Origin of the sequence: Nocardia sp. NPDC059236 (assembly GCF_042754085.1) — a bacterium.
Lineage (GTDB): Bacteria > Actinomycetota > Actinomycetes > Mycobacteriales > Mycobacteriaceae > Nocardia.
The window spans coordinates 412,500-430,554 of the sequence record NZ_JBHZAF010000006.1 but is presented as its reverse complement, the minus strand read 5'-3'; the positions used below and the strand labels follow the sequence as shown (position 1 = coordinate 430,554).

18 protein-coding genes are annotated in these 18,055 nt (G+C 67.7%); 9 read left to right on the top strand and 9 right to left on the bottom strand.

From position 1 onward, the window contains the following. Window positions 1-9: 9 nt before the first annotated feature. On the top strand, window positions 10-891 hold the full coding sequence (locus tag ACFXIV_RS19040; RefSeq protein ID WP_379400979.1) for an ATP-binding cassette domain-containing protein: 882 nt from the start codon (window positions 10-12) through the stop codon (window positions 889-891). Here the strand turns inward: ACFXIV_RS19040 and ACFXIV_RS19035 are convergent. Continuing rightward, window positions 855-1,496 carry a DUF4389 domain-containing protein gene (locus ACFXIV_RS19035; RefSeq protein WP_379400931.1) on the bottom strand — a complete coding sequence of 214 codons (642 nt, stop codon included), beginning with the start codon at window positions 1,494-1,496 and terminating at the stop codon, window positions 855-857. The two genes, ACFXIV_RS19040 and ACFXIV_RS19035, sit on opposite strands and share 37 nt — an antisense overlap. Window positions 1,497-1,827: 331 nt before the next feature. On the opposite strand from ACFXIV_RS19035, the gene ACFXIV_RS19030 reads away from it, so the two are divergent. From ACFXIV_RS19030 to ACFXIV_RS19015, 4 genes are read left to right on the top strand one after another with little or no spacing between them, the layout of a single operon-like run. Further along, window positions 1,828-4,332 carry a nitrate- and nitrite sensing domain-containing protein gene (locus tag ACFXIV_RS19030; protein WP_379400930.1) on the top strand — a complete coding sequence of 835 codons (2,505 nt, stop codon included), beginning with the start codon at window positions 1,828-1,830 and terminating at the stop codon, window positions 4,330-4,332. Between the two features lie 11 nt (window positions 4,333-4,343). After that, complete coding sequence (locus ACFXIV_RS19025; protein WP_379400929.1) at window positions 4,344-4,772, top strand: roadblock/LC7 domain-containing protein; 429 nt, start codon at window positions 4,344-4,346, stop codon at window positions 4,770-4,772. Next, window positions 4,769-5,206 carry a DUF742 domain-containing protein gene (locus tag ACFXIV_RS19020; RefSeq protein ID WP_379382751.1) on the top strand — a complete coding sequence of 146 codons (438 nt, stop codon included), beginning with the start codon at window positions 4,769-4,771 and terminating at the stop codon, window positions 5,204-5,206. The genes ACFXIV_RS19025 and ACFXIV_RS19020 overlap by 4 nt, the downstream gene beginning before the upstream one ends. 16 nt (window positions 5,207-5,222) lie before the next feature. Beyond that, window positions 5,223-5,783, top strand: a complete 561-nt coding sequence (locus tag ACFXIV_RS19015) for an ATP/GTP-binding protein (RefSeq protein WP_354835302.1) — start codon at window positions 5,223-5,225, stop codon at window positions 5,781-5,783. Window positions 5,784-6,123: 340 nt separating this feature from the next. On the opposite strand, the gene ACFXIV_RS19010 is transcribed toward ACFXIV_RS19015, so the two are convergent. Continuing rightward, entirely contained in the window at window positions 6,124-6,444 is a 321-nt protein-coding gene (locus ACFXIV_RS19010) for a hypothetical protein (RefSeq protein WP_379400928.1), read from the bottom strand. A gap of 462 nt (window positions 6,445-6,906) precedes the next feature. Here ACFXIV_RS19010 and ACFXIV_RS19005 point away from each other — a divergent pair, with 462 nt between their 5' ends. Then, entirely contained in the window at window positions 6,907-7,533 is a 627-nt protein-coding gene (locus ACFXIV_RS19005) for a DUF4254 domain-containing protein (RefSeq protein WP_379400926.1), read from the top strand. 51 nt (window positions 7,534-7,584) lie between these two features. Here the strand turns inward: ACFXIV_RS19005 and ACFXIV_RS19000 are convergent, their stop codons facing one another. The 3 genes from ACFXIV_RS19000 to ACFXIV_RS18990 are packed head-to-tail and all read right to left on the bottom strand — an operon-like array spanning window position 7,585 to window position 10,176. Continuing rightward, the gene (locus ACFXIV_RS19000) at window positions 7,585-7,932 is read right to left on the bottom strand and encodes a hypothetical protein (protein ID WP_379400925.1); all 348 of its coding nucleotides are present in this window, start codon (window positions 7,930-7,932) and stop codon (window positions 7,585-7,587) included. Further along, window positions 7,933-9,081 carry a fatty acid desaturase family protein gene (locus tag ACFXIV_RS18995; protein WP_379400924.1) on the bottom strand — a complete coding sequence of 383 codons (1,149 nt, stop codon included), beginning with the start codon at window positions 9,079-9,081 and terminating at the stop codon, window positions 7,933-7,935. A gap of 30 nt (window positions 9,082-9,111) precedes the next feature. Further along, a complete protein-coding gene (locus ACFXIV_RS18990; protein WP_379400923.1) occupies window positions 9,112-10,176 on the bottom strand; it encodes a ferredoxin reductase in 1,065 nt (354 codons plus the stop codon). A 222-nt stretch (window positions 10,177-10,398) separates the two neighbouring features. Here ACFXIV_RS18990 and ACFXIV_RS18985 point away from each other — a divergent pair, with 222 nt between their 5' ends. Beyond that, window positions 10,399-11,010 (top strand): TetR family transcriptional regulator, encoded by a 612-nt coding sequence (locus ACFXIV_RS18985; RefSeq protein WP_379400922.1) that lies wholly within the window; start codon window positions 10,399-10,401, stop codon window positions 11,008-11,010. A 19-nt stretch (window positions 11,011-11,029) separates the two neighbouring features. Here ACFXIV_RS18985 and ACFXIV_RS18980 read toward each other — a convergent pair whose 3' ends face one another. Both ACFXIV_RS18980 and ACFXIV_RS18975 read right to left on the bottom strand, forming a co-directional pair. Continuing rightward, window positions 11,030-12,364, bottom strand: coding sequence for an MFS transporter (locus ACFXIV_RS18980; RefSeq protein ID WP_379400921.1), 1,335 nt, complete (start codon window positions 12,362-12,364; stop codon window positions 11,030-11,032). Window positions 12,365-12,442: 78 nt separating this feature from the next. Beyond that, entirely contained in the window at window positions 12,443-13,426 is a 984-nt protein-coding gene (locus ACFXIV_RS18975; protein WP_379400920.1) for a helix-turn-helix transcriptional regulator, read from the bottom strand. Window positions 13,427-13,773: 347 nt separating this feature from the next. On the opposite strand from ACFXIV_RS18975, the gene ACFXIV_RS18970 reads away from it, so the two are divergent. Together ACFXIV_RS18970 and ACFXIV_RS18965 are read left to right on the top strand one after the other, a co-directional pair. Next, the gene (locus ACFXIV_RS18970; RefSeq protein ID WP_379400919.1) at window positions 13,774-14,607 is read left to right on the top strand and encodes an oxidoreductase; all 834 of its coding nucleotides are present in this window, start codon (window positions 13,774-13,776) and stop codon (window positions 14,605-14,607) included. Between the two features lie 128 nt (window positions 14,608-14,735). Then, on the top strand, window positions 14,736-16,160 hold the full coding sequence (locus tag ACFXIV_RS18965) for an MFS transporter (protein ID WP_379400918.1): 1,425 nt from the start codon (window positions 14,736-14,738) through the stop codon (window positions 16,158-16,160). Between the two features lie 24 nt (window positions 16,161-16,184). On the opposite strand, the gene ACFXIV_RS18960 is transcribed toward ACFXIV_RS18965, so the two are convergent. Both ACFXIV_RS18960 and ACFXIV_RS18955 read right to left on the bottom strand, forming a co-directional pair. Next, window positions 16,185-16,832 (bottom strand): response regulator, encoded by a 648-nt coding sequence (locus ACFXIV_RS18960; protein ID WP_379400917.1) that lies wholly within the window; start codon window positions 16,830-16,832, stop codon window positions 16,185-16,187. Window positions 16,833-16,836: 4 nt separating this feature from the next. Beyond that, window positions 16,837-18,009 carry a sensor histidine kinase gene (locus tag ACFXIV_RS18955; RefSeq protein WP_379400916.1) on the bottom strand — a complete coding sequence of 391 codons (1,173 nt, stop codon included), beginning with the start codon at window positions 18,007-18,009 and terminating at the stop codon, window positions 16,837-16,839. Between the last annotated feature and the right edge of the window lie 46 nt (window positions 18,010-18,055).

Here is an 18,055-nt window from a genome sequence, read left to right as displayed (position 1 = left end):
GTGGACGACATGAGCTTCGGGGTCGAGCCGGGCGCGGCGGTCGGCTACATCGGTGCGAACGGGGCGGGCAAGTCCACCACCATCAAGATGATCACCGGCATCCTGGTGCCCTCGGCCGGTCGGCTGCGCACCTGCGGGCTGGACCCGGTGCGGCAGCGCCGCGAGCTGGCCGGGCGAATCGGCGTGGTGTTCGGGCAGCGCTCGCAGCTGTGGTGGGATCTGCCACTGCGCGAATCGTTCTCGATCCTGGCCGCCATCCACCGGCTCACCCCGGCGGCGGCGCGCACCCGCACCGCCGAGCTCGTCGAGCAGCTGGAGATGGGCGGCACCCTCGACACCCCGGTCCGGCAGCTGTCGCTGGGCCAGCGCATGCGCGCGGAAGTCGCGGCGGCTCTGCTGCATTCGCCCGAACTGGTCATTCTCGACGAACCGACCATCGGCCTGGATGTGCTGTCCAAGCAGCGATTACGCGAATTCCTCCGCTACGAGCGCACCCAGCGCGGCACCACCCTGCTGCTCACCACCCACGACATGGGCGATATCGAGCGGCTGTGCGAGCGGGTGCTGGTGGTGGATCACGGCCGGCTGGTCTACGACGGCTCGCTGACCGGTCTCGGCGCGACCGTCGGTGCGCAACGGGTGCTCACCGTCGATCTCGCCGAGCCCACCCCCGACCTGGCCGACCTGCCCGGCGCCAAACTGCTCGACAGTCAGGGCGCGGGCATGCGGCAGCGGCTGGCCTTCGACACCGAGACCACCACTGCCGCACAGCTGCTCACGGCCGTCTCGGCACGCGCGGAGGTCCGCGACCTGTCCATCGAGGAACCCGATATCGAGGCCGTGGTGCGGCGCCTCTACGAGGCCGCGGCGTCGGGCTCCCTCGCGCCCTGATCGAGCCGGAACGGTGGGTAGGCGTCGGTCATCAGGGACGCATAGGCGCGCACCCGCACCGTCCAGCGGTTGACGCCCATGGCGAAGTCGTACAGACCCCGCGGATACGCGCCGGTGAACAGCAGGCCGATGACGGCGACGATCAGCAGGATCGGCAGCAGTGACAGCTGATTGCGGCCGCCGCTCATGAACGCGGCGACGATCAGATACTGCGGAATCGCCAGCAGCCACCACTTGATCAAGACCATCCAGCGATTCAGTTGCTCGGGATAGTCGACTTCCAGATCAGCCGGGTAGTCCGGATCGGGTTGCAGGCTGAACGGCGGGTAGCGGTCGGTTCCCAGTTGCGAGAGCGCGTAGAAACGTACTCGCCAGCTCCAACGCAGCACGCCGACATTGAAATCGAAGAGCCCTCTCGGATACGAGCCGGTTATGAGGATCGCGAAGAAAGCGATGATGCTCACCACGAGATACGCGATGCTCAGGAAGATCAGCACAACATAGTGTGGAATGGCGAGTATCCACTTGACTATCCACATCCAGCGGGACAACCCCGGGTCGAGGTCTCCTCGCACACGCACCGGATAAGCGGGACTGGGCTGCATGTCCGTCACTCCTCTCGAGCGCGGCGGCCTCCTTCCGGCTGCCGCCGGAACAGCGGTGAGCCGTTGTTCACCCCAATGTTTCCCCGGCGACGCGAAGATCACATCTGCTTCTCACACATTGTGACCAGATTTGTAATAGCGCGCGCGACGGCGAGTTCCGCACACCACATCGACTTGTTTCGAATTGCGGCCCGGGGTCGGGTGTGCGACGTTGCTGACTATTCTCCATGTGCCCGGCCCGGGTCGGCACGACAGCTGATTTACGGGAGACCGAGTGAGAGTGCGTCCGGCGAAACTGTTGCCTACAGGTAACGTAAAGCTCACGCCGCCAATGGAATTGATCCGGCCACGCACTATCCGGGCTCGTCTGCGCCGCATTCTGATCCTGTCGGTGGCGCTGGTGCTGGCGCTGCTGACGATCGTCATCACCCGCGAGGTGAACGACTACCGCGACACCGGGGACACCGCCCAGTCGGTCCATCTCGCGCTGGCGGTACAGGACCTGGTCCACGAGGTGCAGCGCGAGCGCGGTCTCACCAATGGACTGCTCGGCGGCGACAACGCGTCCCGCACGGCGCTCGGCACTCAGCGCCTGGCCACCGACAGCGCATTGCAGGAGCTCAACTCCACGCTGAACCAGCAGCCGCCGGGCGCCGATCTGGTGCGCACCGCGCTCCAGCAGTTCTCCGGAGTAACCGCCACGCGCGCCGATGTGGACGCCGGTCGCGCCGACCGGTCGGCCTCGTTCACCTTCTATACCAACGCGATCGGCACGCTGAATCAGGCGCGGCCCGGCCTCGATCACGCTCTCGACAGCCGGCTGTGGCGGGGGCTGCAGAGCCTCTACGCCCTCGGCGACGTCAAGGAGTTCACCGGTCAGGAACGCGGCTTCCTCAACGGTGTCTTCGCCGCGGGCGCGTTCGCACCGGGCGAGTACGTGAAGTTCCTCGATATCCGAGCGGCCAAACAGGCCGCGGTGACGGCCTTCGAACGCGATGCCACACCCGCGCAGCGTTCGCAGCTCTACACCGCGATGCGAACCGACGAGTCGGCGCGGGCGGGCGACGCGGAGACCATCGCCCTGGCCTCCGAGCGCGGTCCGATCACCGAATCGGTCAACCCCGCCGACTGGTGGCGCCAGATGAGCTCCATCATCGACGGCGAACGTACCGTCCAGCGCAATATCGGCGGCGAGATCACCTCCCGGGCAAGCGAACTGCGCCGCGACGCCGCCCTACGCCTGTCCCTCTACGTGCTGGCCGCCCTGCTGGCCATCGCCGCCGAGGTGGCGTTGGTGATCGCCACCGTGCGGGCGATCGTGCGGCCGCTGGCCGAGCTGGCCGAGGAGGCCGACCGGGTGGCCGGTAAACGACTGCCGCAGCTCATCGAAGCCTGGCAGACCTCCGAGGGCGCGGACCCGGACCCGCCCGAACCGGTGCGCGCCGATGAGAGCGCGGGTGCCGAGATCGTGTCCGTGGCACGGGCTTTGGACCGGGTGCAGACCACCGCCTACGAACTCGCCTCCGCGCAGGCGCGGCTGCGCCGCAACAGCACCGAATCCATGGCCAACCTGGCGCGGCGCAATCAGAACCTGGTGCGCCGCCAGCTCGGGCTGATCAGCGAGTTCGAGCGGGAGGAGCTCGACCCCAGCACACTGGCCAACCTCTTCGAGCTCGACCACCTGGCCACCCGCATGCGGCGCAATGCCGAGAGCCTGCTGGTGCTGGTCGGCGAGTCCAGCCCGCGCCGCTGGTCGAAACCGATTCCGCTGACCGACGTCATCCGCGCCGGCCTGTCCGAGGTCGACGACTACCGGCGGGTGGTGCTGCGCCGGGTGGACGAGATCTCCATCGCGGGCGCGCATGTCAGCGAGGTCGCGCACATGCTGGCCGAACTCATCGAGAACGGGCTGTCCTTCTCCCCGCCCGATCTGGAGGTGGAGATCTACGGCCGCCGGCTCGGCTCGCGCTACATGCTCGCCATCGTCGACCACGGCGTGGGCATGCCGCCCGACCAGCTCAGTACCGCCAATGCCCGCCTGCGTGGCGAAGCCGACTTCCTCGTCGCGCCCACCCGCTTCCTGGGCCACTACGTGGTCGGCCGGCTGGCCCGGCGCCTGGGCATCGAGGTCGAGCTCACCGTGTCCCCCACCAGTGGCGTGGTGGCCCGGCTGCTGCTGCCGCGCGACCTGCTCGGCGACCCCGGCGCGGAACTTCCCGCCCCGCCCGAGGATTCGAAACACGCTGCGGGCGCGCAGCTTCCGACGGTCGCCGACACCATGCCGGACCCGAAACCGGGCCGCCACAGCTCGGGGCACACCCCCGGCTCCGGCGATACGGAACGTCCGCAGCCTGCGACACCCGTCCACGACGACGTCGCCAATGGCGCACCCGCGAGCCCGAACTCGATCAAGCTCGTTCCGCTGCCCACCCCCACCCCGACCGCTCCGCCGCACACCCCGGCGGCCCCCCCGCACGCCACCGCCGCCGAGCGTCTCTTCGGCGGGCCGACCACGGGTTCGTTCGCCATTCAGCTGCCGACGGCAGGGCCCCCGGCGGGCCCGGTTCCGGCGAGCTCACCGGGAGCGGCGACCGAGGTTTCGGGAGCTGTCCCGGAGGTGCAACGTACGCGAAACGGTCTCGTCAAGCGGAACCGGAAGACTCGCGAGAATCCGGGCGTCACACCGGGCGGCGCCCAACCGGCGGCCGCACGGCCGGCCGCCCCGCCGGTCGCGGACCGCTCCCCCGACGAGATACGCAGCATGCTCGCCGGATTCCGGTCCGGCCATCAGCGCGGGCAGACCGGCGAACCGCCGCGGCCCGGATCGACAGCATAGGAGGACACCGGGTGACGACCCACTACACCGACACCGATCCGCACACTTTCAACTGGCTGCTGGCCGACTTCGTGCGTACCACCGACGGGGTGCGCGACGCCGTGGCGGTGTCCTCCGACGGACTACTCATGGCCATGTCCCAGGGCCTGGACCGGACCGCGGGCGACCGGCTCGCCGCCATCGTCTCCGGGCTCACCAGCCTGGGCCGAAGTGCTTCGCGCAGTTACAATTTCGACGGCCTGCGGCTGATCATGATCGAGATGGGGCGCGGATTCCTGCTGGTCTCGGCCATGAGCAATGGCAGCTGCATCGGCGTGATCGCCGACAACGGCGCCGATGTGGGCCTGGTCGGCTATCAGATGGCCGTGCTGGCCGACCGCGCCGGCGCACTGCTGACCCCCGCCCTGATCACCGAATTGCGGGAGTCCTTGAGCCGATGAATGATTCGCATCGGTTGCCGGACGCGCGCATGATCGCGCCCGGCCGCCCGCGCGGCTGGTCCGGTGCCGCCGCGTCCGAAAAACCCACGCGAGATACGAGATTGGCCGACGATGAGGAACAGGTGGTGCGACCGTTCATGATGACCTCGGGGCGCACCACGCCGGTAGTCGACGGCCTGCGCATCGAAACCCTGGTGCGCGCCACCCCCGCGGCACTGTCCGCGCCGCTGCGGTTCGAGCTGGAACGGGTGGTACGACTGTGCCAGCGCCCGCACTCCATCGCCGAAATCGGTGCGGCCCTGCGGGTTCCGATCGGGGTGGCGCGGGTGCTGGTGAGCGATCTGGTATCCGAAGGACACGTCTCGGTCGGCCGGACCGATGAACTCTCCACCGCTGCTCTGGAAAGGATCCGGGACCTTGTTCGGAACCTCTGACCCCGCCGACGTACCGCTGGCCTCCTCGGTGAAAATCGTGACCAGCGGTGGATTCGGCGTCGGCAAGACCACTTTCATCGGAGCGATCTCGGAGATCGAGCCGCTCGCCACCGAAGCCGCCATGACCGAAGTGTCGGTGGGACTGGACGATCCGGGCCTGGCCACCGGCAAGACCACCACCACCGTGGCTCTCGACTTCGGCCGCATCACCCTCGACCCCAGCCTGGTGCTCTACCTGTTCGGCACCCCCGGCCAGGAGCGATTCGAATTCCTCTGGGACGACCTGCTCGACGGCGCGCTCGGCGGCGTCATTCTGGTCGACACCGGCCGCGTCGAGGACTGCTACCCCGTGCTGGACTTCTTCGAGCAGCGCGGCACCCCGTTCGTGGTGGCGGTCAACCGCTTCGAGGCCGGACCGCGCTTCGCGCTCGACGAGGTCCGCGAGGCGCTGGACCTCTCGCCCACCATCCACCTCATGGATTGCGATGCCCGCGACCGTGAATCGGTGAAACTCGTCCTGGTGGCCCTGCTCGAGCAGATCCTCCAGGCCCGCCGGGCTCCCGCCCTGGCCGTCTGACAAAAAGATCGCCCCGGATGCGAACGCACCCGGGGCGATTGCCCGAAAACCCTTCGCTCTATTGCGAATTAACGGCCGAAGGATCCCGTCCACAGGGTGTTGAGCAGACCACCCAGGGCCGCGCTACCGGTGTTCAGCACGCCGTTCAGCGCAGCGGAACCAGTCTGGATGATAACCGGGATCATGTTTCAACCTCTCTCTAGTGGACGCCGCCGTCCGGGATTTCCGTTCGGCGACCGGACCCACACTGCCGAGGGACACTGAGGCGAACCTTGTCGGTAGCTGAGAGGTCGCTAAGACGGGCTGTGCGACCCGTCACAGGGAGAGGACCGTCCAGTTCCTACTGCGGCGGCGCCGCGCCCGCCGAATACAGGCTCACTTCGCCGTCCTCCCCCAGAAACGCGTTGACCAGCATCGTTCCGCTGGAACGTAATTCGTCGGGGTCCGGCGCGGCGGTCGTGACGGAGACCTGCGGCAGCGCGCCCCAGTTCACGACAAACCGATCGGGCGGTCCGTTGTCGCTGGACAGATGCGCGAGACGGAACACCGACACCGTCCGGCGAACAATCAGATTACGGACGACTTCGGCAATTCGCTCGGGGTCTTCCAGCGCGAACATGAAACCGAATCGCAGTTCCGGCGATGACGCATAGGCGGGCACGAATATCGAGGCTAACGGACTACGGCGCGTCGCGCCCTCGGCGCGCCGCACAGATAGCTATTCATAAGCCTTGGTAACTGAACCCGTCGACGGCAAGCCTCGCCCCGGTCGAGCCCAGCCCTCGAACCTGTCTCACACACCGCCCGCAGAGGTGTCGATCGGCCTTCAACCGCCGCGGCCATGTGACCGTCTTGTAATGCTGTATAACGATTTTCAAGCAGCTTCGCCGATCACGCGCCGGATGGTTGCGCCCCTCCGACTATCGCGCTTTCCTGAATATGTCCCGCATTATCGGACAGTCTTCTCATCGCATCGTCGCGGATTTCCCGGTTACTTCACCGTGTCGCTGGTGGTGGGCTGTTGCGTTCCGGGTGCGGGGCTGCGCCGGAGCCGAGGGGAGCCCCTCCCCGAAACCCCCTCGGCCCTGGCGCATCCACGCATGCGACGCCGAGGGTGGGAATCATGGCAATCGACTACACCGGAGCGGGTTTCGGGGCCGAGCTCCCATCGCCATCAACGCTGTTGCGCGCCTTCCGGGAACCGGTCAGCTCCGATCGTCGCGATCGCGACGTCCTCGAATCAGCCCACGAACTGGTGCGATGCCATGAGCATCGATATCGCGCCCTGGACACGGCGCATGCCGCCGACGCCACCCCCGACGATGTCGCCGACAGCACCCACCGTGTCGACCGGATCGACGAGCGCCGGGCCGAACTGGTGGCCCGCATCGACGACTGGGTGGCGGTGAACATTCCGCACCGCGCCGGGGCCTCGTTGCACACCGAGACCCTCGGCGCGGTCATCGACCGGATGGCCGCGAAATGGGTTGCCGCACAACGGGCTCTGGGCAATACCGAGTCCGAGCCGGCGCGGGCTTCGAAAGCAGGCGACGGGCGAGCGCGGCCCCACCATGGGGTGGAGAAGGAGACACACCGCGCGGTGGCGCATCGCATCAGCGAGGACCGGCCCCGCCGCGGGGTGGACACGGAGGCCCACCTGCAGTGGTACCGGCTCGCCGAGCTCGCCGACGGCTATCGGGATCTGATCACGGAGGTCGCCCAGCATCGCCGGCGACTGCCGACCTGGTGAGGAGCCCGACTCTCGGGGCTCTCAGGGGCTTCGCCCCCGCACCCCCGAGAGCTAACGCGGGTCGATGACCTCTGCGTCGATGACGTCGGAATCGGTCACGCGCTCGCCACGGACCGGCTTCGTCGCCGAATCATCCTGTGCGGGTGCGGATTCCGGGGCTTCATCGACCTCGTCGTCGAGGTCGTCGGTCAGGTTCGCGGCGCGCTGGGCGGCCGCGTCCTGCGCGGCAGCGGCGGCAGCCTCACGCATCTCGATGGCGTCGGTGATCCAGTCACCGATCTCGCGGGTCACCTCGGCGACGGTGCCGGTGATGATCGAGGCGATATTGCCGACGTGTCGTGCTCCCGACGACGTCAATTCCTGGATCAGATCCTTGTTGCTCTCGAATTTGGAAATCATTTACACGCCCACTTCGCTCGCCTGCCCCCGGCGCATCACGATAACACCGGCCTGTGCTGAATTCTTGACCAGGAACGGCGGCAGCGCCAGCTTGAACAGCTTCAACCACACCGAACCGATCTGCCGGGAGAAGCGTCCGGTGTTGTAGGGCAGGCCGTGCTTTTCGCACAGCGCCTTCACCTCGGGGGCGATTTCCGGGTACCGGTTGGCCGGCAGATCCGGGAACAGGTGGTGCTCGATCTGGTGCGACAGGTTGCCGGACATGATGTGGAAGAGCTTGCTGCCCTTGATATTGGCCGACCCCAGCATCTGGCGCACGTACCACTCGCCCTGGGTCTCGTCGGCGCACTCCTCCTGGGTGAACGTCTGTACGCCGGTCGGGAAGTGGCCGCAGAAGATGATCGAGAACGTCCACAGGTTGCGCACGATATTGGCGGTGAAGTTGGCCGCCAGCGTGGACAGGAACAGCGGTCCGGTCAGCGCCGGGAAGACCACATAGTCCTTGAGCACCTGCCGGCTGGCCTTGCGCCACTGGCCCTTGACCAGCGTCTTGACCTCCTGCCAGGACTTCTTGCCCCGGACGATGTTCTCGACCTCGAGGTCGTGGCCCATCACGCCCCACTCGAACGCGACCATCAGCGCGAAGGCGTAGAGCGGGTTGCCCAGCCGCAGCACATTCCAGCTCTGCGCCTCGTCCACGCGCAGGATGCCGTAACCGATGTCGCGGTCCATGTCGAGGATGTTGGTGTAGGTGTGGTGCATGTAGTTGTGCGAGTGCCGCCACTGGTCGCCCGGGCAGACCGTATCCCATTCGAAGACACGGGAATTCAGGGTCGGCTCACGCATCCAGTCCCACTGGCCGTGCATGACGTTGTGGCCGATCTCCATATTGTCGAGAATCTTCGACGTGCTCAGCGCGGCCACGCCCGCCAGCCAGAACGGCGGCAGGAAGCCCAGGTAGAGCAGGCCGCGACCGGCAATCTCCAGGCCGCGCTGGGCCTTGATGACCCGGTAGATGTACTCGCGGTCCCGGTCGCCCAGGTCCGCGGTGATGCGGGCGCGCAGCGCGTCGAGCTCGCGGCCGATCTCCTCGACCTGATCGACGCTGAGCACCAGCGGGCCCTCGGTGGTTTCGGTGAGGATCGCCATGATCCCTCCTGTTCAGATGGCAGAAATGAGTCAGAGAGCGAGGTCGACGTCCCCGACGGGGGCGTTTATGCAGATCTGGATGGGCTGATCCGGGTCGCCGTCGAGCTCCCCGGTGCGCAGGTTGCGGGTGCAGCCGCTGCGCTTGACGGCCGTGCAGGAGAAGCAGATGCCCATGCGGCAGCCGTACTCCGGGCTCAAGCCCGCGGATTCGGCCTGCTCGAGCAGGCTCGCGCCGGTGTTCTCGGCGACCACGCCGCTGCCGGAGAAGGTCACCTTCCCCTCGGCCTTGGCCGGGTCCACGACCGCGGTGGTGAGGGTGAACTCCTCGCTGTGCAGCCGATCGCCGAGCTGTTCGGCCTCGTAGACGGTGCGTACCGCGCCCATCAGGCCGGGCGGGCCGCACAGGTAGGTCTGCGCGGTCGGGAACCAGGGAGCGAGGGACTCCAGCTCGTCGTAGCCGAAGTGGGCGTCGCGCTGGGTCTCCGGATAGCGGAATTCGATGCGGACATTGCCGTGTTGCATGGCGATCGCCTCGAGTTCCTGACGATGCGGCACCCATTCCGGAGAACGGTTGTAATGCAGGAACAGGATGCGGCCGCGGTAGCCCTCGTTGGCGAGGGTGCGCAGCATGGACAGCACCGGCGTGATGCCGCTGCCGCCGCTGATCAGCACGATCTGCTCGGGCCGCGACTCGGGTAGGCGGAACACGCCGGCGGCGGGCTCCAGGTCCACCACCATGCCGGGAATCGCGTTCTCGTGCAGGTGGTTCGAGACCAGGCCGTGCGGGTGGGCCTTGACGGTGAGTTCGATGTGCCGGTCGCGGCGCCCCTCGGCATTGACCGGCGAATAGCAGCGGGTGTGGCGGACGCCGTCGATCACGACACCGATCTGCACGTATTGTCCCGCCACGTGCCCGGACCACTGCCGGGCGGGCTCGAGGGTGAGGGTGACCGAGCCGACCGCGCTGCGCCGCACGTGGGTGATCTCGGCGCGCATCGAGCGCCGGGTCAGGGTCGGGCGCACCAGCTCGAGGTAGCGATCCAGCGGGTGCGGGGTGGTCATTGTCTTCTGCACCAGGTCGAGTAGTCCGACCATGTGAGCCTCCTGTCGCGTCGCCGGGCTGAGCGACGCCTCTTCGCAGTCGATGCGCCTCCGGCGTGACCTCGATGTCATACCGGACCCCGATACGGTTTCGGTGCACATCTGTACACTGAAATAGTGTGCCGGGCGAAGCCACTCCAGTTCAACCGGCAGTTCGTGTGACCCACACGACATCTTGCGAATGGAACGAATGTGAACGCATGTATGGTGATCGAGATGAGCGAGCAGGCAGCTACCCGAGTAGAGCGCAAGGAGCGCACCCGCGCGGCGCTACTCGACGGCACCCTCGCCCTGGCCGCGGACCGCGGCTTCGCCGCCCTGTCCCTGCGTGAGATCGCACGCTCGGCCGGCATCGTGCCCACGGCGTTCTACCGGCACTTCGCCTCACTCGACGAACTCGGCACCACGCTGGTCGAAGAGGGTGTGCGTCAATTGCGCTTGGCGCTACGGGAAATGCGGCGCACCCCCAACCCGACGCTGGCGCAGACCGTGCGCTTCGTCTTCGACCAGGTCGACGGCAAACGCGATCTGTGGGGCTTCCTGATTCGCGAACGCCACGGCGGCTCGGCCGCGCTGCGCGGGGCCATCGCGGTCGAAATGCAGCTCATCGAACGGGAATTGGTGGTCGACCTGTCCCGGGTGCGGGCGCTGGACGCGTGGTCACCCGATGATCTGGAGCTGGCCGCGGATCTCATCGTGTCCACGGTCGCCGACCGGATCGCCGACTACCTGATGGCCGAATCCCGGGAGAGCGTGCGGACCGTGGAGCGTGCGGTGCTGCAGGTGCGGCTCATCTCGCTCGGCATGGGCGCGTGGCGGCCCTCATAAGTGTGGTTCGTCCCTGAAATCAGCGGCCGCGCACATCATCTCCGTGCACCGGCAGCAAGAGCATCAGGCCGACGATCAAGACGAGCAGCAGGCCAACGATTCCCGCCCGCTCGGCGTCGAACGCCCAGACGAAGAAGCCGAAAAGGGTTGGGGCCAGGAAGGATACGGCGCGACCCGTGGTGGCGTAGAGCCCGAACATCTGACCCTCGCGGCCGGGCGGGGACACCCGGGCCAGGAACGAGCGTGCGGAAGCCTGTGCGGGGCCGACGAATACGGTCAGCGCCAGGCCGAAGATCCAGAACATGAGCGGGCCGGACAGCACCAGCAGGAACGCTCCGCACACGATCATGCCCGCCAGCGAGGTGACGATCACCGCCTTCGGGCCGGTGCGGTCGTCGAACCGGCCGCCGACCAGCGCGCCCAGGGCCGCAACCACATTCGCGGCAATGCCGAACAGCAGCACATCCGAGTCCGCGATGCCGTACACCCGCACCGCCAGGATCGCGCCGAAGGTGAACACCCCGGCCAGGCCGTCCCGGAACACCGCGCTGGCCAGCAGGAACGCCACGGTACGCCGATCGACGCGCCACAGTTCCCGGATGTCGCGGAAGAGCACCCCATACGAGCGCAGGAACGACCGGCCCCGCACCGCCGCACCGGGGTCGGCCGTGGTGCGCGGCACCTCGGGAACGAACAGGAACAGCGGCACCGCGAATCCGGCGAACCAGACCGCCGCCAGCACCGCGACCAGGCGGATGTTCAGCCCGTCCTCGATCGGCACGCCGAGCAGTCCGCGATAGTCGCCCTTGCCCGCGATGAAGCCGACATAGCTGATCAGCAGCAGGATGATCCCGCCGAAATAGCCCATGGCCCAGCCGAACCCGGACACCCGCCCGACATTGGCGGGCGTGGACACCTGCCGCAGCATGGCGAAGTACGGCACATGCGAGAGCTCGAACGTCGCCGAACCCACGCCCAGCAGGGCCAATCCCAGCCATAGGTAGTGGTAGTCGGCATGCACGAAGAACATGGCCGCCATCACCAGCACCGTCACCGAGGTCAGCAGTCCCAGCGCCAGTTTGCGTCGGGCGGTGGCGTCGAACCACTGCCCGGCCACCGGCGCGGTCACCGCCACCACCAGCCCCGCCGCTCCGAGCGCCCACCCGAGCCAGGCGCTGGGCGAGATCCCGCCCGGCAGATCCTTGCCCACCTTGTCGGTCAGATACACCGAGAACACGAAGGTCAGGATCACCGCGTTGAACGCCGCGCCCGCCCAGTCCCAGAACCCCCACGCCAGCACCGTCGCCCGCCCGGTCGCCTGACCCACGGTGACGTCTCCCGAGCGCTCGCTCATGCAGCGCAGACTAGGCGACCCACTCCCCTCCCGCGCGACATCCGCACACCCCGCGCGTCACGCACATGCGAGAACCGCTCACGCCCAGGCTCGGTCGTCGATCGCGAGGGTTCGGCCGTGGGCCTGCTCGACGTGTTCGGACCAGGGGCGACGGCGCTCTTCGGTCGTCATGGACAGCAGGGCGTGGAGTTTGTCCCAGGCTTCGGGGTCGGACGGCGTCCAGACCTGCATCCACGCGCCGGCGATGGAGGGCAGGGACATGCTGGTCATGTACATCTCGAGTTCGCCGACGGCGAGGTTGCGGATGATGCGGGTGCGGCCCAGTGGGAGGGCGACGTCGTTACGCGCCCAGAGTGCCGCGAAATGCGGGCTCGCCGAGACCATGTCGTCGATGAACTCCACCCATTCGGGGTCGCCGAGGTTGCGGGCGTACGCGGCGCGCAGGTAGCCGACCATGCGGGCCAGGTGGTCCGGCTCCGAGTGCGGCGGGTAGGGCGTGCAGCACTCGTCGGCCAGGAAGACCTTGCGCAGCACGTTCCCGGAGCCGCTCATGAACATCGGATACATCGTCGCGTAGGCGGTATTGCAGGCCAGCACATCGTATTTGGCGCTGAACAGGGCGGCGGGCAGCGGATGCATGTGGTCGAGGATGATCTGCACCTCCTCGGGCACCAGCTCCTCGACGATCGGCGTCGGCGCGGTCGGAACGTCGGCGAGCCGGTAGAGGTGCGCGTGCTCCGCGCCGTCCAGGCACAGCGCCCGGGCGATCGCATCCAGCACCTGGACACTGCAATTGATGTCGCGCCCCTGCTCGAGCCAGGTGTACCAGGTGATCCCCACCCCGGCCAGCTGCGCCACCTCCTCGCGCCGCAGCCCCGGGGTGCGCCGGCGCGCGCCCGCGGGCAGGCCGACATCCTCCGGGCGGATGCGCGCCCGCCGCGACTTCAGGAAGGTCGACATCTCCTCGCGCCGGGCCTTGCGCACCGACCGCGAATTGCCATTGCGCATCGCCACCTCGATGACGACATCGGTCACCTCACGGGATCCTGTTCCTGACACCATGACTCCATGGTGGCGACAACCGCGATCGGTATCCAGGTGGTACCAGTACCGGTATAGGCAGGCTCCTGGTATCAGGATCCGGCCCGGCGCAGACGATCCTGGCACGTGATGTGGCGCGGTCGACCCACGACAACGACCTGACCACTGGTGCGGGCCGCAAGAGCTTCATGTGCGGTCGCCGGCCTTACCCTGCCCTACAGCAACGGGCCAGTCGAAATCCGAAACCCCCGAGCGCGAGCACATCCTGCGCTCAAACATCTCTTTTGCGCCATCTGGCCGTTCCTCCATGGCCGCATCTGCGGCGTACAACGGGGCATCGCATCTCCGCGAACCTCTAGGAAGCAAGAATGAGCAAGCAAAAGAACTGGTTCGTTACCGGCGCAGGTCGAGGATTCGGTCGAGAGTTCGCCACAGCGGCGCTCGAGCGCGGCGACCGCGTGACGGCCACGGCGCGCCGGAAAGACACGTTGCGGGACTTGGCCGATCGGTACGGGGAGGCGCTGTTAGCGTTGCCCCTGGATGTGACCGACCGAGCGGAGGCCCAGGCTGCGGTCGACGCGGCGGTCGAACGATTCGGCGCGCTGGATGTGGTTGTCAATAATGCCGGCTACGGGTTGTTCGGGGCGGTCGAGGAGATCACTGACCAGCAGTTGCGGGATCAACTCGAGGTGAACCTGTTCGGGGCCTTCCACGTCACGCAGGCGGTGCTGCCGATCATGCGTAAGCAGGGGGCAGGGCACATCATTCAGATCTCCACCATCAGTGGTATCGCGAGCTTCCCGAACCTCGGTGGATACAGTGCGTCGAAGTGGGCGCTCGAGGGGTTGTCGGAGGCGTTGGCGCAGGAAGTCGCGGGATTCGGGATCAAGGTGACACTTGTCGAGCCCGGACAGTTCGCCACCGATTGGGCCGGCAGCTCGGCGGTGCACGCTGATCCGCTGCCGGAATACGACAGCCTGCGCGCCAGGTTCGACAAACAGCAGTCGGCGATGCCGGCGAAGTTCATCGGGGATCCCAAGGGAGTGGGCCCGGCAATGCTCGAGGTGGTCGACGCCGAAGAGCCTCCGCTGCGCGTGCTGTTCGGCGCGATGCCGACCAGCCTCGTTCCCTTCCTGTACGAGCAGCGGCTGCAAACGTGGAAGCAGTGGGAGCCGGTTGCTTTGACCGCCAACGGGCACTGAACCGGGAGCAATCCGTGAAGAGGCAGATGTGCCTTTGAAATAAGACCCAGCTGCGCCACCAGGTGGTGCCAGTACCCGTATAAACAGACTCCTGTCCGCCGGTTCGGCCGCCGCGCACGCTGATTCCCATGACCCAGAGCCTGACTCAGTCTCCACCCGCGGCGGCTCCCGCCCCGGTAGCCGTCCGACGTCCCCTCGCAGTCCTGACCGTCATCCTGCTCGGCCAGTTCATGGCCGTACTCGACGCCTCCATCGTGAACGTCGCCATCCCCTCCATCCGAACCTCCCTGCACGCCACCGGTTCCGGGCTGCAGCTCATCGTCTCCGGATACGTGATCGCGTACGCGGTGCTGCTGGTCACCGGCGCGCGGCTGGGTGACCGGTTCGGGCAGCGCACCCTGTTCGTCACCGGGCTGGCGCTGTTCACCCTCACCTCGCTGGCGTGCGGGCTGGCCTGGAGCTCCGGGGCGCTCATCGTCTTCCGGTTCCTGCAGGGCGTCGGATCGGCGGCCATGGTGCCGCAGGTGATGACCATCCTGCAGCGCTCCTTCACCGGACCCGCCCGGGCGCGGGCGCTGTCGGCCTACGCGACCGTCATTTCCGGCGGCATGGTCGTCGGCCAGATCCTCGGCGGCCTCATCGTGAGCAGCGATATCGCCGGAACCGGCTGGCGCGGCGTGTTTCTGGTGAATGTGCCGATCGGCCTGGCCCTGCTCGCCGCCGCCCCGCGCATCCTGCCGGCCGTCACCACCGGCGTGGACCGCAAACTCGACCTGGCCGGTCTCGCCGTCCTGACCGCATCTGTGCTGGCGCTGGTGCTGCCGCTGGTGTTAGGGCACGAACAGGATTGGCCGCTGTGGACCCGAATCATTCTGGGCGCGTCCGTGTTCGGCTTCCTCGCCTTCGCGTTGGTGGAGCGCTGGGTGCACCGCCGCGGCGGGGAACCGCTCTTCGCCGACCGCGTACTCCGGGCCCCCGGCCTGGTACACACCGCGGCCACCCTGTTCCTGGTCATGTGCACCTTCGGCGGCTGGGTCTTCGTCCTCACCATCCACCTCCAGTCCACCCTGGGCTACAGCGCTCTGCACGCCGGACTCCTGTTCCTCCCCAATGGCGTGACTTTCGGCCTGGTGAGCCTGAATTGGACCCGCATCCCCGCCCGCTTCCACCGCGCCATGATCCCCACCGGCCTGCTCATCGCGGCCGTCACCACCATCGTCATGGGCCTTTTGATGCGGAGCGGCCACGATATCGGCCCCCTCGACCTGACCGTCTTCGCCCTCATGGGCATCGGCTACGGCCTCGCCTTCAGCCCCCTCATGGCCCGAGCCACCAGCAAGATCCCCCTCGCCCTCGCCGCCGACGCCAGCGGCATCCTCGTCACCTGCGTCCAACTCGGCGTCGTGATCGGCGTGGCCGCCTTCGGCACGGTGTTCCTCACCCTCGCCGGTTCCACCGCCCTCTCCGCTGCCCACGCCGTCGGCACCACCGCCACGGCCGAGGGCATCACCATCCTGGTCGCCGCGGCCCTCGCGGCCAGGGCCGTCCGCTGACCCGCCGACCGCTGGGGATTCGAATCAGCGGTCGACGAAGCCGGATTCGTAGGCCAGAATCACCGCCTGGGTGCGGTCCCGGGCATCGAGTTTGGTCAGGATGCCACTGACGTGGGTCTTGACGGTCTCGGGTCCGATGTGGAGTTGGCCGGCGATTTCCCGGTTGGACAGTCCACGCGTCATCAGCAGGAGGACGGTTTCCTCACGGTCGGTGAGACCGGCGCGAACGAGTTGCTCACGGGCGCGCGGATTCCCGCGCCCGTGAGCGAGCGCGCGGACGGCGGCGGGATACAGCAGCGAATCGCCGGTTGCGACAGTCCGCACCGCGTTGGCGATTTCGGCGGGGCGGGCGCGTTTGAGAAGGAACCCGTCGGCGCCGGCGCGCAGGGCGGCGTAGACGTAATCGTCGTTCTCGTACGTGGTGATCACCAGGATCTTCGGTGGCCGCGCGGTGGAACGCACGATCGCGCGGGTGGTCTCGATGCCGTCCATCAACGGCATTCGCACATCCATGGCGATCACATCGGGATTCAGCTGTCTGCACAGCGAAACGACGGCCACGCCGTCGGCGGCCTCGCCGATCACCTCGATGTCGGGCTGGGCGTCGAGGATCGCGCGCAGGCCCGCACGAGCTAGGGGTTCATCGTCGACGAGCAGGACTGTCACCGGCATTCGATCACCTCCGGACCTCGATCGGTAGCTCGACTCGGACCTGCCACCTGCCGTCCTCGGCACCGAGCCGCACCGATCCGCCCAGCAGTTCGGCACGCTCGCGAATGCCGCGGAGCCCGGTTCCGACGCCGGCGGAGATCGGGCCGATCAGCTCGTTGACGATATCGAGGTCGAGCCGGTCCGGCCCGGACCGGACCCGAACCTCGATCGGCGCCCGTCCGGCGTGACGCATGGCATTGGTGATGGCCTCCTGCAGGATTCGGTAGCCCTCCCGCGAGACCGGACCCGGAATCCGGTGCAGCGGACCGATTACGATTGCGTCGACCGTCGCACCGGCGGACCGGGCTGCTTCGAACAGCCGCTCGGCGTCCGCGAGGGTTGGTCTTTCATGGATCGGACGGTGGGGCTCGCGCAGCACGAGCAGGACCCGATCCAGATCCTCGAGTGCGGCCCGCCCGGTGTCCTCGATGGCGGTCAGGGCGCGTTCGGTGAACTCGGGGTCGCCGGTCGCCCGCGCGGCACCGGCCTGCAGGACCGCGGCGGTCAGGGCGTGGCCGATCGAATCGTGCAGTTCGCGCGCAATCCGATTGTGTTGCAGCAGTTGCTCGGTGCTCTCCTCCAAGGCTCGCAGCCGCTGCGTCGCGGACGGCGCCAGCAGCGTGCGTGCCGCGGCGGTGACCAGGTCGCCCAGGACGATGACGACGATGCCGAGCAGGGCGATGGTCAGCGGTATCAGCAGCCCGAACCACCAGTGCGGGTGCATGATTCGGACGATGGCGTCGTGGGCGGGCGGGCTCCCGGTCGCCGCGCGCACCAGGTCCCGGGTGAGCAGCACGACCGGCACACACGTTTCCAGCAGGATCGCGCTCAGCCCGAGCCGGACTTCCAGCCACAGCACGGTCCGCCATCGATCCGACCGGTCCACCGAACGGGCGGCCGTGATCGAACGTTGGGGCGCACCGTGTTCGCGGTGGATCAGGAACAGCTGTGCCTGCAGACCCTCCGCCAAGCGTGTCGCAGGGACCAGCCCGACCGGTACGGCGAGCGCCGCAGGCAGGTACCAGTGGGTGCGATCGATGTACAGCCACACCGCCACCACGGCGAGCGGCAGCGCCAGATGCAGCCCGCGCGAGTACGTCACCGGATCGGAAAGGCGTGACGCGACCGAACTGATCATGGCTTCATCGTGCCAGCCGCCTTCCGGGGCTCGGCTCCCCCGAATT

Coding starts and splice junctions, on each gene's coding strand:
- ACFXIV_RS18965 (WP_379400918.1), top strand. CDS start 14,736: ATGACCCAGAGCCTGACTCAGTCTCCACCCGCGGCGGCTCCCGCCCCG.
- ACFXIV_RS19005 (WP_379400926.1), top strand. CDS start 6,907: ATGGCAATCGACTACACCGGAGCGGGTTTCGGGGCCGAGCTCCCATCG.
- ACFXIV_RS19020 (WP_379382751.1), top strand. CDS start 4,769: ATGAATGATTCGCATCGGTTGCCGGACGCGCGCATGATCGCGCCCGGC.
- ACFXIV_RS18980 (WP_379400921.1), bottom strand. CDS start 12,364: ATGAGCGAGCGCTCGGGAGACGTCACCGTGGGTCAGGCGACCGGGCGG.
- ACFXIV_RS19000 (WP_379400925.1), bottom strand. CDS start 7,932: ATGATTTCCAAATTCGAGAGCAACAAGGATCTGATCCAGGAATTGACG.
- ACFXIV_RS18960 (WP_379400917.1), bottom strand. CDS start 16,832: ATGCCGGTGACAGTCCTGCTCGTCGACGATGAACCCCTAGCTCGTGCG.
- ACFXIV_RS18975 (WP_379400920.1), bottom strand. CDS start 13,426: ATGGTGTCAGGAACAGGATCCCGTGAGGTGACCGATGTCGTCATCGAG.
- ACFXIV_RS18990 (WP_379400923.1), bottom strand. CDS start 10,176: ATGGTCGGACTACTCGACCTGGTGCAGAAGACAATGACCACCCCGCAC.
- ACFXIV_RS18995 (WP_379400924.1), bottom strand. CDS start 9,081: ATGGCGATCCTCACCGAAACCACCGAGGGCCCGCTGGTGCTCAGCGTC.
- ACFXIV_RS18955 (WP_379400916.1), bottom strand. CDS start 18,009: ATGATCAGTTCGGTCGCGTCACGCCTTTCCGATCCGGTGACGTACTCG.
- ACFXIV_RS19040 (WP_379400979.1), top strand. CDS start 10: ATGAGCTTCGGGGTCGAGCCGGGCGCGGCGGTCGGCTACATCGGTGCG.
- ACFXIV_RS18985 (WP_379400922.1), top strand. CDS start 10,399: ATGAGCGAGCAGGCAGCTACCCGAGTAGAGCGCAAGGAGCGCACCCGC.
- ACFXIV_RS19035 (WP_379400931.1), bottom strand. CDS start 1,496: ATGCAGCCCAGTCCCGCTTATCCGGTGCGTGTGCGAGGAGACCTCGAC.
- ACFXIV_RS18970 (WP_379400919.1), top strand. CDS start 13,774: ATGAGCAAGCAAAAGAACTGGTTCGTTACCGGCGCAGGTCGAGGATTC.
- ACFXIV_RS19030 (WP_379400930.1), top strand. CDS start 1,828: ATGGAATTGATCCGGCCACGCACTATCCGGGCTCGTCTGCGCCGCATT.